This is a genomic window from Sphingobium sp., from assembly GCF_035511395.1.
Taxonomy (GTDB): Bacteria; Pseudomonadota; Alphaproteobacteria; order Sphingomonadales; family Sphingomonadaceae; genus Sphingobium.
Window position 1 is genome coordinate 15,696 of the sequence record NZ_DATKFP010000456.1, and the last position, 12,928, is coordinate 28,623.

Below are 12,928 nucleotides of genomic sequence, written 5' to 3' on the forward strand. Positions count from 1 at the left end.
GGGACGATGCGGGACAAACTCACCGCGCGCAGCGAAGACGGTACACCGCTCTATCTGCAACTGGCGCGCAACCTGCGCGATCATATCGAAAGCGGCGGCATCACGCCGGGCAATGCCCTGCCGTCGGAACGCGACCTCAGCGAAATGGCCGGCATTTCCCGCGTGACGGTGCGCAAGGCGATCGAGCAGCTGATCGAGGAAGGGGTGCTGTTCCGCAAGCAGGGATCGGGCACCTTCGTCGCCCGTCGGATCGAGGCGCCCGCCTCCGTCCTTTCCAGCTTCACGCATGACGCCATTTCGCGCGGAGAGGATCCCGGCGTCATCTGGATGATGAAGAATTACGCCCAGCCGACCGAGGAGGAAGCCGCCGCGCTGTCCATCTCCCCCTCCGCCCGCGTCGCGCGGCTCGGCCGGGTGCGCCTGTCGGGCGGCGAACCGCTGGCGATCGAACATGCGGTGGTGCCGGCCGACTGCCTGCCCGACCTGTCGACCATCGGCGACTCCCTTTATGAAGCGATGGGGCGCAGCGGCTTTCGTCCCACGTCGGGCACCCAGCGGGTCCGCGCCTCGCTCGCGACACCGACCGAGGCCGGGCTGCTCTGCGTCCGCCAGAATAGCGAAGTGCTGCGGATCGAGCGTCTGACCCGCATCCCCAGCGGCCGCGCGGTGGAATTCACCCGCTCCGTCTATCGCGGCGACCGCTATGACTTCGTGACCGAACTCAAGGAAATCGGCTGATGACCGCCACGATCGCCGCCGATGCTACCGACCTGAACGAAACGCCCGCCGCCAGGCGCCCGCCGATGCGCACATTGGGCCTCTATCTGCTGCTCGGCTTTTCCGCCGGCCTGCCCTTCTACATGTTCAACGCGGTGCTGACGCTACGGCTCGCGCGCCACGGCATCGACATCGTGATCATCGGCTTCTTCGCCTGGATCGCATTGCTGCCGACCTTCAAATTCGTCTGGGCGCCGCTGTTGGACCGCTATTGCGTTCCCGGCTTCTCCCGCTTCTGGGGCCGGCGGCGCGGCTGGATCATGCTCTCGCAACTCGGCATCTTCCTGTCGATGGTCGCCATGGCCTTCACCTCCAGCGACCAGAGCCTGCCGCTCACCGCCCTGTTCGCGATCCTGCTCGCCTTCTGGACGACCACGCTGGAGGTCGCCGCCGATGGCTGGCGCATCGAACTGGCGCCGACCCAGGCCGAGCAGGGACCGATCGTGGCCGCGAACCTATGGGGCTATCGCAGCGCCATGGTGGCAGCGGGCAGCGGCGCGGTGCTGGTCGCGGCCTGGGCCGACTGGACATGGGCCTATCTCGCCATCGCCATCGCCGCCTTCCTGCCCTTCCCGATCCTCGCCGCCATGCGCCCCGAACAGGACGGCGCGAAAGGCCGCACGAGCGCGCTCCTCAGCGGTACCCTGACCAGCCTTGCCATCCTCCTCGTCACCGGCGCAGCCACCGCTCTCATCGGCTGGGCGCTCCTCTCCGCCGTGCAGGGCGCGGGCTTCTCCGCCCAGACCAACGTGACGCCGATCGTGCTGGCGGTGGCGCTGCTGCCCTTCGCCGCACTCGCCATCGCCCTGCCCCGCATCCGCCGCCTGCCCGCCGACGCGCCGTCGAAAATGCCGGGCTTCATCGCCCCCTATGTCGAGATTTTCTGGCGCTACGGCTATGCCGTGCTGCCGGTGCTGGCGTTCGTTTCCTTCTACCGCATGGGCGACGTGCTGACGCTGACCCTGTCGCATCCGCTCTGGAATGCGGCGGGCTACAGCCTCGAACAGATCAGCATGGCCGATGGCGTGGTCGCCCTCACCTGCTCCATGGCGGGCGTGGCGCTGGGCGGCCTTTGCGCCGCGCGACTTCCGATGACGATCGCGCTCATCATCGGTGCCTGCGCGTCGGCGATCGGCAACTGGGTGTTCGTCTGGCTCTGGTATGCCGAACCGTCCGCCTTCGTCCTCTATGTCGCCGCAGGCGTCGACCAGTTCGGCCACGGACTGGAGGGCGCCGTGTTCGTCGTCTACCTTTCCATGCTGGTCAGCCCGCGCTATCCCGGCACCCAATATGCGTTCCTGTCGGGCTTCGCCTTCCTGCTGCCGCGCCTGATCGGCGGGGCGGCGGGCGCGATCCAGAAGCAGATCGGCTATGACGGCTTCTTCATCCTGTCAGGCGCGCTGAGCTTCGCCGCGATCTTCTTCCTGCCGATCGTGATGCGCGTTCGGCCTAGAGCGATTTCGAAGCAGGTCGAATGACCTGCTGGCTCGGAAATCGCGAAAAACAAATAAGAACTGCATAGGACCACCCATGATCGAGCAAATCTGCGAAACCGCCTTCGCCCCGGCGGCCGAAGCGGTAGCCAGCGGCCGCATACCCGGCGCGACCCTGGGCGTCGTCAGCGCCGATGGCCGCAGCGCCGTCCGCCTCGCCGGATCGGCCGCGATCCTGCCGGAACGCGAGGCGCTGACCGGCGACCACTGGTTCGATCTCGCCTCTGTGTCGAAGGTGATCGCCACCACGACCATGATCCTGAAACTGGCGGAGCAGGACCGGATCGACCTCGACCGGCCGCTGACCGACGCCATCCCCGACCTGCGCCAATATGACGTCGCCAACGCGGCCGAGCGCAAACTGACCTTCCGCGACTGCCTCGCCCACCGGACCTTCTTCCCCGCGGTCGAGCCGATCTACACCTATGGCGACGATCCCGCACGGCTGCGCGCCTTCGTCCTCCAACGCGAATGGCGCCATGGCCCGCCGGTCTATTCCGACATCAATTTCATCCTGCTCGGCATAGCGATCGAGCGGATCACCGGCGCCCCGCTCTCCGCCTGGCCGCTTGGCGACGGCCTGTCCTACGGCCCGCCCTCCGGGCCCGCCGTCGCGACCGAGGCATGCAACTGGCGCGGCCGGGTAATGAAGGGCGAAGTGCATGACGAAAATGCCTTCGCGCTGGGCGGCGCACCGGGCCATGCCGGGCTGTTCGGCACGGTCGACGGCGTGCTGGGCTTTGCCAGGGCCATGCTCGACGGCTCTATCCTCTCCCCGGACATGCTGGCGGAAACCAGGACGGCGCAGCTCGGCCACCGCACCTGCGGCTGGGAACGCGCCTTTGCCGGCTGGTCGGGCGGCGATGCCTGTTCGGCCGAAACGATCGGCCATACCGGCTTCACCGGCACGGGCCTGTGGATCGACTTCGACCGCGGCTTTGCCTGGACCCTGCTTACCAACCGCGTCCACCCCACGCGCCATGCCGACAGCGGAATATTCACGCTGCGCCCCGCAGTGGGGGGTGCGCTGATCCGGGCATGGGATGAGGTCTAGGGCAATCGTCCCTGCGCCAGTTCCTCCTCGACCGGCGTATAGGCGCTGATCGTCCCCCTGCCTGCGGCCACATCCGTCGCGAAATAGACGACGCCAGTGCCACGCTTCGGATCAATCCACAGCCCCGACTTCAATCCATAGGCATCGCCCGCATGGCCGATGCGCTGCACTCCGTCGCCAAAGGGATCATCGGCGCACCCCTTGGCCGCCGTGGCGAGGAAGGCGACCGCCAGCCCGTAACGGCAGGTGAAGCCCGTATTCGTCTCGCCCGTATCCGCTTCCCCGGTTACACCATTGGCCGCATCCACGCCGCCATAGGTCCAGAGCGGTGTCATCAGGGCATCCACGCTTTTCCCGCTCAGGATCCGTCGGCCATCGACGATGCCCCGTCCCAGCAACAGGCGCCCGATCGTCGCCAGTCCGCGCGCCGAAATACGTAGCCCGCCCTGCGGCGAATAAATCGCGCCGTTGCGCCCCGCAACCCAGGTCGACAGGTCGCAACTGCCGTCGCTTGCGGGCGTCACCGTGCAGGCCGGCTTCGCGCCCCTGTTATCGTCCCGCACCGGCTGGCCATCCTGATACAATATTACGGCCCGTGCCGCGCGCGCATCGGAACAACTCGCCCAGTTATAGCAGGCCTCGAGCTTCAGTGGCTTCAGCACCAGCCGATCCATCAGCCGGTCGAACCGCTCGCCCGTCGCCCGCTCCATCACGGCGGCTACCACCGGAAAATTCAGATTGGTATAGGCATACCAGTCACCCGGCCCATGGTCGGCATCCCACGCTTCCACATTTGCCAATATCGCGCGCATGTCCGCATCGAGCGGCAGCGCATAGCCGGCCTTGTCGACCAGACCCGACCGATGCGACAGAAGCAGTCGCAGCGTGATCGGCCTGTCGGGAAAGGCCGGATGGCGCAGCCGATAACCAAGCCAGCCGGATACATCCCGGTCGAGATCCAGCGTCCCCACCTCCACCAGCCGCATGACGCCGATCGCCACCACCAGCTTGGAAATGGATGCAATCCGCACCGGATCATCAATGGTCAGCGCCCTCCCGCTTGCCTTGTCGGCCGGTCCGCTGGCCTTGCTCCCGGTCACGCCTTTCCGGTCGAAGGTCAGACGCACCATGGCAACGGGCGAATGGGACGACAGCCGTGCAGCGGGTGGGGTACTGGCGAGAGCGAGCAGCAGGGATAGCATGAGCGACAGGCTAGTCCGATCTCCGCCGCAGCCGCAAGTCCCACTCATTGCCGCAGGTTATGGATCACCCATGTCGATATCCCTGTCGCACCGGTCTTTTTCCGGTCTATGCTCCGGTTCATGCGTTCTGTCCTGCTCCTCCCCGCTCTTCTGGCACTGGCCGTTCCGCTGGCCGCCACCGCCCAGAATGCCGAGCCACCGCTGCTCGCATCGGTCGAAAAACAACTGGCGCAGGGACCGGTCGGCACCCGCTACGGCCTGCTCGTCGCGACGCTGGAGGGCGATCCGATCATCGCCATCGCGCCCGACCAGCGGTTCATCCCGGCGTCCAATACCAAGATGTTCACCACCGCCACTGCCTATGCCGACCTGCCTGTGCTCGATCGCGCGGCGCAGGGCACCGGCGTGCGCCTCGATCAGGGCGATGTCATCCTGGAAGGACGGGGCGACGCCCGGCTCTCCAGCGCGGAAGACTGCGCGACCGACTGCCTCCAGACGCTCGCCGACGCGATCGCCGCAAAGACTCGCCATGTCCGCAACATCGTGGGCGACGACAGCTGGTTCCCCGACGAACGCTGGGGACCGGGGATGAGTTGGAACAATATCCAGTCGCGCTACGGCACCGGCATCTCCGCGCTGACGCTGGACGATAATGAGATGAGTGCGACGGTCACGCCCGGTGCGATCGGCGCGCGTCCAGCGATCAAGGCGTCGACCTATTATGAGATCGACAACCGCGTCACGACCGTCCCCGGCAAAGGCGAAGCGATCGTCACCGACCGCGCGCCCTATGGCCGCGTCATCCGCCTGACCGGCACGATCGGGGCGGATGCGCAGCCCGCCACGCTCCATTTCAGCATCGACGACCCGGCCCATTATGCCGCCTGGCGGCTGCGCGACCTGCTCGTCGCGCGCGGCGTCAAGGTGACGGGCACGGTCACGGCCCGCCACCGCCCGCTCGCACCCGCCGACGATCCGGCCATCCGGAAGGGCGCACCCGCCGCCCGGCCGCCCGCGTCCGACATGCTGGCCCAACTCCCCGCCCCGCCGCTGGCGGACGACATGCGCATTATCAACAAGCAGAGCCAGAATCTCCACGCCGACCTGATGCTGCGCCGCGTGTCGCGCGCATCGGGCAGCGGCTCGATCGCTGACGGACAGGCCGCGCTGCATCGTCTGATGGCGCAGACGGGCCTGCCCGAAAGCAGCTACAGCTTCGCCGACGGATCGGGCATGTCCTCCTACAACCGCATCACGCCGCGCGCCGCCGTCACCCTGCTCACATGGATCGCGCGCCAGCCCTGGGGCATGGCCTGGCGGGAGACGCTGCCGATCGCCGGGCAGGACGGCACGCTGCGCAACCGGTTCAAGGGCACGCTGCTTGAAGGCAGACTCTTCGCCAAGACCGGCTCGCTCAACGCGGCGCGGGCCTTGTCGGGCTATCTGGTGACGAAGAGCGGTCGGACCCTGGTCTTCTCCGCACTCGCCAACGACATGCCCGACGGCACTGATGCGCAGGCCAGCGCCACGGTCGAGCGCACACTGGTCGCGATCGCCGAGGCGCTCTGATCGCTCAGCCCGGCATGATCTCCATCCGCCCGGCAGCATGCCGCTCCACCGCCTCGCGGCTGAACCAGAGCGGCTGCATCTGCCCCGCCAGCCAGCGCGGATAGAAGTCGCGATAGGCCGGGGACCGGGGGTCCGCCGACTGGCCGGGCAGCAGCAGGAAGCGGCTGTTGTCCCATGCGCCGACATCTGCGACCAGCAGGTAACTCGCCCCATGCGATACCTGATAGCCGCGCTTCGCGTTGAAACCACGCGCCATCGGCGTGAAACCGTCGCCGCCGGACCGCCCGCCCTCGATCTTCGGGAAAGCGGCCGCGATCCCCGGCAGCGAGGACAAAGGATGCGCGATCTCGACCCGGTGCAGGTCGCCCCAGCGCCATTGCGCCGGATCGGGACCACCCAGTTCCACCGCCTTCTTCCACCCCGCCACCAGCGACCGCTCGATCAGCGCGTCGCGCGCCAGATCGGGTACCGGCCCCAGCCGCTTGTCGGGCGCCGCCAGGATGCGCAGCATTTCGAACAGGTTGACCGACGGAATAAACTCGCGCGCCGCGGCGGGCACGACCAGATCGCGGAATCCCTTCTGCAATTCCGGCATTACCATCTCGTAGAGCAGCGCCGCGCCACTGTCCGCCTCCAGCCCGCAATCCCAGCGCTTCAGCAGTGCAGCCGCCGACGCCGCTTCCGGCAGCAGCTTCTCCGGGATCAGCTTTACCAGCGCCCGCGCGGGGAGTGACTGGACATCATGCTGAAGCGCGATGCTGTCTTCAAGTCGGTGCTTCGGCTGGCTGCGCAGCACCTCGGAAATGCGGTCGTAGCGGAACGGATCGCTCCAGTCGAAGCTGATGACCTTCTTCGCATAAGGATAATCGGCCGGGATATTGAGCTGGTTGGCCGACGCGAACCAGCCCTCCTTCGGGTTATAGACGGACGGCATTTCCTCGACCGGCAAGATACCTGTCCAGTCGAAGTCGCCGTCGCCCGGTGCGGGGAACAGCCCGTCATGGCGGGGCCGCTTCGGCGTAAAGCCGATCGTCTGCCAGCCGGTATTGCCGTCCACATCGGCATAATGGAAATTGGTCGGCGAAACATGGATGCGGAACGCCTGCCGCAGCGACACCCAGTCCTTGGCCAGATTGATCGCGATAATGGCAAAGCGCATGTTCGCGCCCGGCAACATGCTGGTCGTAGCGAAAGCGCTGGCCCGCTGCTTCGCCACATCCTGCGCGACGATCGGCCGCCCCTGAGCATAGCGCAATGTCACGCGCTGCGCCGGACCGTCCTTGACCGCAATCTCGTCCTCGAATGTCTCGAACCGCTTCCACCGGCCCTTGTGCCAGTAATGCTCCGGATCATCCTTGTCGGTGCGCAGGATGAACAGGTCGGTCTGGTCGATATGGAAATTGGTCCGGCCGAAGGCGAAGCGGTCGGTATGGCCCTGCATGATCCCCGGCAGGCCCGGCGCGCCGGCACCGATTACGTCCAGCCCCGGCGCGGTCAGGTGGATCATGTGGCGCGGACTATTGCCGCCGATCCCCAGGTGCGGGTCGTTCGCCAGGATCGGCCGCCCGGTCGCGCTGCGCGATGCGGCGATCGTCCAGGCATTGCTGCCTTGCGCGAAGCGATCGGCGCGACGCTCCGCGCGATCCAGCGACGCCTCCTGAATCGCATCGAAAGGCACCGGCCGCGCCGACGGGTCCAATATGCCAAGGTCCGCATCGCTCACCGCCGCGCAGTCCAGCCCTTCCGGCACGGTAAAGGACCAGGCCGGACGCAGCGGCGCCATCAACTGGTCCACCTCCAGCAACCCGCGCGCCTGCATCTGCGCCCGGCGCACCTCGTCATCGGCGTCGCCCATGCCGATGCCCCGGTTGCGCACCAGATCGCGAACGTCCCACGGCAGTGGCGTCAGGTTCAATATCCCATATTCCAGCGGCATCTGCGCCGGGTCGGCCTTCAGTTCGGCGATCCGCGCATTGACGCCCGCGACATAGCCCTTCGCACAGTCCAGCACGCCCGGCGGCAGCGCCGCAAGCTCCGCCTCGATATCCCCGCGATACAAGAACAGCCGCGCCGCCTTGTCCGCCGCCACGAAGCGCGGGCCGAAGGCTTCGGCCATGCGCCCCATGTCGCGGCGATAATCCATGTCGATCTGGAACAGCCGGTCACGCGCCACCAGATAGCCCTGCCCGAAATAGGCGTCGTGCAGCGACTGCGCGCGGACGTGGGGCACGCCCAGTTCGTCCTCGACGATCTCGATCGGCGCCCTTGCCCCCTTCGCGCGGATCCGCGACGTCCTGCCGCCCTTTACCAGCTGCTTGGCCAACAGCTCGCCCGGCAGGGCCAGCGCGGCCACGGTGGCCAGAAGGAACGCACGACGCTGGATCAACACAGCCTCCTTGACTATAGAATTGAAATACGACGACTATCGCAGGATCATGGGTACGCCATATATTAAGCCGATCGCAGCCCATAACTGCAAGCTATCTGTCATGGCGACGACCGGCGCATTTCGGCCCGCCATTCCTTCGGGCTATACCTTTATACGATCAAAGTAATACCAAATCTATTGACCAGCCGTGACCACCCTGTAACCTCCCCGTCATGGAACCGACTTTCCAGCCGGTCAGGCGGAAGGTCGGGATCGTTGTGACGGTGGGGAACGGGAAGGACATCATGCCTGCCCTGCGGTCATGTGGTGATGGGAAGGGTTGGGCCAGATCGGCGCTCTAACGCCGCGCACGCGATAACGCGCGCAGCCCCATCCTCTGACAAGGGGGTTTTGTACATGCGTGATTTCAGGCGAATTCGTCGGTCGTTCGGCCGCCAGCACGGCTTTGGTCTGGCGATGACCGCTCTGGCTCTGGTCCATGGCGCCTCCGCCTTGGCTCAGGACGCAGCCGCGCCCCAGCAGGGTGCCGAAGCGGCGCCCGTCGACCAGATCGTCGTCACCGGCACCCGCATCGTGCGCGACGGCTTCCAGTCGCCCACCCCCCTCACTGTGATGACGCAGGAGGATATCCAAAACCAGTCGCCGACCAACAATATCGCCGACTTCGTTAACCAGATTCCGGCTTTGGCGGGCAGCACCCGCCCGTCCAATTCGCGCCTCGCTATCAGTTCTGGTCTGGCGGGCATCAACACGATGAACCTGCGCAACCTGGGCGAAGTGCGTACGCTGGTGCTGCTCGACGGCCGCCGGTCGGTCGGATCGACCATCACCGGGCTGGTCGATATCAATACCTTCCCCCAGTCGCTGGTGAAGAGCGTCGAGATCGTCACCGGCGGCGCGTCGGCCGCCTATGGATCGGACGCGGTCGCGGGCGTCGTCAACTATGTGCTCGACAAGAAGTTCGAGGGCTTCAAGATCGACGCCGACACCGGCATCACCGACAAGGGCGACGGCTTCAACTACAGCTTCTCGGGCGCGATCGGCAAAAGCTTCGCCGGCGGGCGCGGCCATATTCTTGTCGCAGGAGAATATGCCCATCGCGACGGTATTTTCGAGGTTGATCGCGACTGGAACCAACAGGGCTACCGTACCCTCGTCAACCCGAACTACACCGCCACCAACGGCCAGCCGCAAAATCTGGTCGTGCGCGGCGCGGGTACCTGGAACGCGACGCCCGGCAGCATCATCCGCTCGCAGACCGGCGGCGCGACCACGCTGCGCGGCACCTACTTCGATCAGGGCGGCATAGCCCGGCAATATCAGTTCGGATCGCTCACCGACACGTCGCAGACCGTCGGCGGCGACTGGCAGATCAACGACACGTCGCGCCGCATCGGCCTCGATGCCACCGACGACCGTCGCGGCGTATTCGGCCGCCTCAGCTATGAACTGGCCGACTGGCTCGAAGTCTATGGCGAGGCGTCCTATAACTGGAACAAGACCTTGTTCAACGCGGGTCCGCAGGCGGCGACCTTCACCCTCACCGGCGACAATGCCTATTTGCAGCAAGCGCTCGGCAGCGCCGCGCTGGTCGGCGTGACCAGTGTGTCGCTCGGCACCTCAGCGGCCGACCTTCCCTATCGCAAGAATAACAGCACCCGCGAAACCCAGCGTTACACTATCGGCGCGGGCGGCGAATTCCAGATGTTCGGCAACAAGGCAGTGTGGGACGCTTATGCCCAATATGGCCAGACCGACACGCACGAACTGTTGCGCGACATCATGAACACGTCGCGCATGACGCTGGCCACCGACGCCGTGTTCGCCCCGGCCGACAACGCACTGGGCGTCGCGGCCGGCACGATCGTTTGCCGCCCGACCCTGACCGATGTCACCAATGGCTGTATCCCGCTCAATCGCCTCGGCGTCGGCGTCGCTAATCCGGCAGCCGTCGACTGGGTGATGGGCGATCCATATCGCGACCAGAAGTTCAAGCAGACGGTCGCGGGCGTCAACCTCTCCATGACCCCCTTCGCCACATGGGCGGGCGACGTCAGCGTCGCGGTCGGCGGCGAATATCGCAAGGAAGAAGTGTCGGGCTTCGTCCCCACCGAATATCAGAGCGGCTGGTCGGTCGGCAATTTCCGCCCCACCTTCGGCAGCTACAATGTCAAGGAAGCTTATCTCGAAACCGTCATTCCGCTGGGCCTGGGCGCGGAATTCAACGGCGCTGCGCGCGTGACCGACTATTCGACGTCGGGCACCGTCGAAACCTGGAAGGCAGGCCTCACCTGGCAACCGATCGAGGATATCCGCCTGCGCGGCACACGCTCGCGCGACATTCGCGCACCCAACCTCAACGAACTGTTCCAGTCAGGCACATCGCGCACCAATACGTTCAGTACGGCGTCGGCCTATGGCCGGTTTGCCGGTGCCACCTTCCGCGAACTCACCACCGGCAATCTGGCGCTCAAGCCCGAAAAGGCCGACACGCTGACTCTCGGCGCGGTACTCCAGCCGCGCTTCCTGCCGGGCTTCTCCTTCTCGGTCGACTGGTTCCGCACCAAGGTTAAGGATGCGATCGCGCAATTCTTCGCTGATGACATCGCTCAGCGCTGCACCGAAGGGCTACAATCCTTCTGCGACGCCATCGTCGCCGATCCGCTGGGCGACCGCGACTATTTCGTCTCGGCCAGCCCCTTCAACTTCGCGAAGGTCAAGGTGCGCGGCATCGACTATGAAGCCAGCTATCGCGTGCCCCTCGACCAGATCTTCAATAGCAGTTCCAGCAGCCTGACGCTGCGTGGCACCGCGACCAACTATCTGGAAAATCTGGTCGACAACGGCGTCTCGGTGCCGATCGACTCGGTCGGCCAGAATAGCGGCCAGACCAGCGGCACGCCGGACTGGATTTTCCGCCTCTCTGCAACCTTCGACACGCCCAATTACTCGATTTCGGCAGTCGGTCGCGGCGTCAGCTCGGGCACCTACAACAACACCTATATCGTCTGCACGACGAACTGCCCGGCCAGCACGGCCGCCAATCCGACGATCGACAGCAACCATATCGACGGCACCTTCTACACCGACCTCAACTTCACCGCGAAAATCAAGGTCGGCGGCTCCGACGGCCAACTCTTCTTCAACATCACCAACCTGTTCGACAAGGATCCGATCCTGCTGCCCGAAAGCGGCCTGTCGGCCAACTCGACCTTCAGCGACCTGCTTGGCCGCGCTTTCCGCGTCGGCGTGCGCTTCAAGACCAACTGAGGTTCGCAAATATGGAAAAGGGTGGAGAAGCAGGCTGCTGCTCCACCCTTTTTTCTTGCCGGATCAACCCGAATCTGGCTGGCTAGTCAGTTCCTACAGATGGCCCATCTGACTCGAAAATTCTTAAGCGCAGGCGTTTGGAGTGGAAATTGACAAACGGCATGCCCGCATTGAGCACTTAGCGATCGCAGCGCAGATACTGGCTCTCCATACGATCAGGAAACCGGGATAGCGCCAGCTTGATACCGACCTCTCGTCGGCATTTCACAATATTCGCTGGAGCGGCCTGGTGAGTCTTGTTCCCCATTGCGGAGGGATCGCTTCGACATTCAAATTAGGTTTCGTGGACAAAGCTTGACTGCGGGCATGGTTGCTGATTCAAGGCTGGCTTTTGGAAGGCAGCTTTGGGCGAGCGGATCGGCGTTTCAGACGAGGAATGGGCAGTGATCGGGCCACTGTTGCCCCCTGAGCAAGGTCGTGGATGCCGCCCGGCCCAGGATAATCGCCCCTATTTCGAAGACATGATATGGATCGCGCAGACCGGTGCGCAGTGGCGGCACTTGCCGGACGATTATGGCAACTGGAACAGCGTGTTTCGACACTATCGACGATAGGGTCACGACCGGTGTGTTTGATGCCATGCTCGAGACGCTGGCCACACTGGCGGGGCGCGACACGGCAGCCGACATGATCGACAACACGGTGGTCCGGGCACATCATTGTGCCGTCGGCATAAAAAGGGGACTCAACAAACCGAGGCGCTTGGCCGGTGGCGAGGCGGCTTCACCACCAAGCTCCACGCAAGGTGCGACGCCAGAGGCCTCCCGCTCGGCTTCGTGCTGACGCCAGGGCAAGCACATGATGTACAGGGCTTTGCACCGCTGTTCCGTATGATAACCGACCGGATTGAGGCTTTCCTGGCCGATCGGGGCTACGATGCCGATACAATACGCGAGGAGATCGAAGCAGCCGGTGTCGAGGCGGTGATCCCGGCCAAGGTCAACAGGCGCAATCCGGCTCCGCACAACCGCACCAAATACAAATGGCGCAACTCGATCGAGCGCCTGTTCAACAAACTCAAGAACTGGCGGCGCATCGCGACCCGCTACGACAAAACCAAGGAGTCCTACCTCGGCTTCGTCGCAATCGCTTCAGTCAAACTCTGGATACCCTT

Annotated in this window: 9 protein-coding genes; 7 read left to right on the top strand and 2 right to left on the bottom strand. The window is 65.0% G+C overall.

Annotated features, from left to right (window positions below; all coding sequences use genetic code 11):
• Positions 1-6 precede the first annotated feature (6 nt).
• Genes VMR39_RS30325 through VMR39_RS30335 form a run of 3 tightly spaced genes read left to right on the top strand, consistent with a single transcriptional unit; the run spans position 7 to position 3,324 of the window.
• Positions 7-738: a GntR family transcriptional regulator gene (locus VMR39_RS30325; protein ID WP_325422253.1), complete on the top strand. Its 732-nt coding sequence runs from the start codon at positions 7-9 to the stop codon at positions 736-738.
• Positions 738-2,255, top strand: coding sequence for a permease (locus VMR39_RS30330; RefSeq protein WP_325422255.1), 1,518 nt, complete (start codon positions 738-740; stop codon positions 2,253-2,255). The genes VMR39_RS30325 and VMR39_RS30330 overlap by 1 nt, the downstream gene beginning before the upstream one ends.
• A 52-nt stretch (positions 2,256-2,307) precedes the next feature.
• The gene (locus VMR39_RS30335) at positions 2,308-3,324 is read left to right on the top strand and encodes a serine hydrolase domain-containing protein (RefSeq protein ID WP_325422256.1); all 1,017 of its coding nucleotides are present in this window, start codon (positions 2,308-2,310) and stop codon (positions 3,322-3,324) included.
• Here the strand turns inward: VMR39_RS30335 and VMR39_RS30340 are convergent.
• Entirely contained in the window at positions 3,321-4,526 is a 1,206-nt protein-coding gene (locus VMR39_RS30340) for a serine hydrolase domain-containing protein (RefSeq protein WP_325422257.1), read from the bottom strand. The two genes, VMR39_RS30335 and VMR39_RS30340, sit on opposite strands and share 4 nt — an antisense overlap.
• Before the next feature lie 120 nt (positions 4,527-4,646).
• On the opposite strand from VMR39_RS30340, the gene dacB reads away from it, so the two are divergent.
• The gene (gene dacB, locus VMR39_RS30345; protein WP_325422258.1) at positions 4,647-6,095 is read left to right on the top strand and encodes a D-alanyl-D-alanine carboxypeptidase/D-alanyl-D-alanine endopeptidase; all 1,449 of its coding nucleotides are present in this window, start codon (positions 4,647-4,649) and stop codon (positions 6,093-6,095) included.
• 4 nt (positions 6,096-6,099) lie between these two features.
• Here dacB and VMR39_RS30350 read toward each other — a convergent pair whose 3' ends face one another.
• Complete coding sequence (locus VMR39_RS30350) at positions 6,100-8,481, bottom strand: penicillin acylase family protein (protein ID WP_325422260.1); 2,382 nt, start codon at positions 8,479-8,481, stop codon at positions 6,100-6,102.
• Positions 8,482-8,880: 399 nt separating this feature from the next.
• On the opposite strand from VMR39_RS30350, the gene VMR39_RS30355 reads away from it, so the two are divergent.
• The 3 genes from VMR39_RS30355 to VMR39_RS30360 form a co-directional block, all read left to right on the top strand.
• Positions 8,881-11,754: a TonB-dependent receptor plug domain-containing protein gene (locus VMR39_RS30355; RefSeq protein WP_325422262.1), complete on the top strand. Its 2,874-nt coding sequence runs from the start codon at positions 8,881-8,883 to the stop codon at positions 11,752-11,754.
• A 404-nt stretch (positions 11,755-12,158) separates the two neighbouring features.
• The gene (locus tag VMR39_RS30620; RefSeq protein WP_414712622.1) at positions 12,159-12,368 is read left to right on the top strand and encodes a transposase; all 210 of its coding nucleotides are present in this window, start codon (positions 12,159-12,161) and stop codon (positions 12,366-12,368) included.
• Between the two features lie 105 nt (positions 12,369-12,473).
• Positions 12,474-12,928, top strand: a 455-nt coding sequence (locus tag VMR39_RS30360; RefSeq protein ID WP_325422263.1) for an IS5 family transposase, incomplete at its 3' end; no start/stop codon positions are given.

Coding starts and splice junctions, on each gene's coding strand:
- VMR39_RS30325 (WP_325422253.1), top strand. CDS start 7: ATGCGGGACAAACTCACCGCGCGCAGCGAAGACGGTACACCGCTCTAT.
- VMR39_RS30330 (WP_325422255.1), top strand. CDS start 738: ATGACCGCCACGATCGCCGCCGATGCTACCGACCTGAACGAAACGCCC.
- VMR39_RS30335 (WP_325422256.1), top strand. CDS start 2,308: ATGATCGAGCAAATCTGCGAAACCGCCTTCGCCCCGGCGGCCGAAGCG.
- VMR39_RS30340 (WP_325422257.1), bottom strand. CDS start 4,526: ATGCTATCCCTGCTGCTCGCTCTCGCCAGTACCCCACCCGCTGCACGG.
- dacB (WP_325422258.1), top strand. CDS start 4,647: ATGCGTTCTGTCCTGCTCCTCCCCGCTCTTCTGGCACTGGCCGTTCCG.
- VMR39_RS30355 (WP_325422262.1), top strand. CDS start 8,881: ATGCGTGATTTCAGGCGAATTCGTCGGTCGTTCGGCCGCCAGCACGGC.